This window comes from Methylothermus subterraneus, from assembly GCF_054656915.1.
This window is the reverse complement of the sequence record NZ_BAAHXK010000031.1, coordinates 1-1,542: the sequence shown is the minus strand read 5'-3', so window position 1 is coordinate 1,542 and position 1,542 is coordinate 1. Positions and strand designations below refer to the sequence as shown.

At 60.0% G+C, this 1,542-nt stretch carries 2 protein-coding genes; one reads left to right on the top strand and one right to left on the bottom strand.

Going from position 1 to position 1,542, the window contains the following annotated elements; translation table 11 throughout:
- Nucleotides 1–85: 85 nt before the first annotated feature.
- On the bottom strand, nt 86–247 hold the full coding sequence (locus tag ACYQ3M_RS11570; RefSeq protein ID WP_460036236.1) for a transposase: 162 nt from the start codon (nt 245–247) through the stop codon (nt 86–88).
- 3 nt (nt 248–250) lie between these two features.
- Here ACYQ3M_RS11570 and ACYQ3M_RS11565 point away from each other — a divergent pair, with 3 nt between their 5' ends.
- Nucleotides 251–1,537 (top strand): RNA-guided endonuclease InsQ/TnpB family protein, encoded by a 1,287-nt coding sequence (locus tag ACYQ3M_RS11565; RefSeq protein WP_460036235.1) that lies wholly within the window; start codon nt 251–253, stop codon nt 1,535–1,537.
- The last annotated feature ends 5 nt before the right edge of the window (nt 1,538–1,542 follow it).

The following is a 1,542-nucleotide window of genomic DNA, read 5'->3' as shown; positions in this document are numbered from 1 at the left end:
CTACCAAACCTGCGCCGCAGTGCTCCACCTATAATCGCGAAGCGATTTAGGTGGTGGTGAAGCGGCGCATCGCCTGCCAGGGCGATCACTCTGGGCGGTTTTGCCCCTCGATGTATTGTTTCAGGACCGTAAGCGGTGCACCGCCCACGGTGATGATGCAGTAGCTGCGGCTCCAGAAGACTGGCTTTTGCCAATAGTACTTCCGCAGATGATCGGAGAACTCCTTGCGGATCAGCGTATAATCCAAGCCATGGTCCAGCGCAAAGTCACCTATCGGTTATATCCCACCCCGCGCCAGATCGAGGCGCTGGAGCGGTTGCGCTGGGTTCACTGCCTGCTGTGGAACACGGCGCTAGACGAACGCCGCAGAGCTTGGGCTTACCAGCAGAAATCCTTGTCTTTCTCTGATCAGTGCAAGGCATTGACCGGCTGGCGGTCCCGATCGCCCCTGCTGCGGTCGGTCAACGCCCAATCCGAACAGGTGACGCTAAAGCGTCTGGATTTGGCCTTCCAGCACTTCTTCCGCCGAGTGAAGCGCGGTGAGACGCCGGGGTACCCACGTTTCAAGCCGCTGCATCGTTTCAAAGGGTGGGGTTACAGCAAGCATGGAGATGGCTGGAAGCTGCTTTCCGGCCCTGGGATGAAACATGGCAAGTTGCGCCTGTCTGGGGTGGGCGAGGTGCGCATCCGGGGCAAGGCCCGGACGGTCGGCACGCCTAAGACCTGCGAGATTCTGCACCGCTGCGGCAAATGGTATGCTTCGGTCACGGTTGAATGTGAGCCTGAACGACAGGGCGGGGAGCGGATCGGCGGCTTGGACTGGGGGGTGGAGACGCTGGCCACCATCGCTTCAGCGGAAGGGGTAGAACGGATCGAAAATCCCCGGCATTTACAGCGCTCCTTGGAACGCATCGGCGCTCTGCAAAAACGCATCTCCCGCAAGGAGGAAGCGGCGAAACAAGCTAGCGGCAAGAAAAAAGGCTTTCCCGTCTCCAAGCGTTTGAGGAAGGAATACGCCCTGTTGGCCGGGGTGCATGAAAAGGTGGCCAACCAGCGCCGGGATTTTCTCCATAAAACCAGCGCCCGGCTGATCGCCACCTTTGCGGTTTTGGGGCTGGAGGCATTAAACATCCGGCGCATGACGGCAAAGGGCGGGACGTATAAACGCGGCTTGAACCGCAGCATTCTCGATGCCGCAGGCAGCATGCTCCATCAGATGCTCAGGTACAAAGCGGAAGAGGCTGGTGCCTTAGCGATAGAAGCCGACCCCCGGCAGCTTAAACCCAGCCAACGCTGTCACCGCTGCGGCAGGCAGGAAAAAAAGCCCTTGTCGCAGCGCTGGCACGATTGTCCTTGCGGTGTATCTTGTTCACGCGATGAGAACGCCGCCAGGGTGCTTATGGGCTGGGTCATGGAAAGAATTGGCGGCCGGGAACCGGCCGAGGCGTGGAGGGAGGTAGACCTAAGCCTTCCGGGCGAACCGGCGCTCCCGTGGAAGCGCGAAACCCCCGCCATACCGTTAGGTTGGCGGGAGTAGTTCAT

Excerpts from the sequence above, each read along its gene's own strand:
- ACYQ3M_RS11565 (WP_460036235.1), top strand. The coding sequence starts at position 251 with ATGGTCCAGCGCAAAGTCACCTATCGGTTATATCCCACCCCGCGCCAG.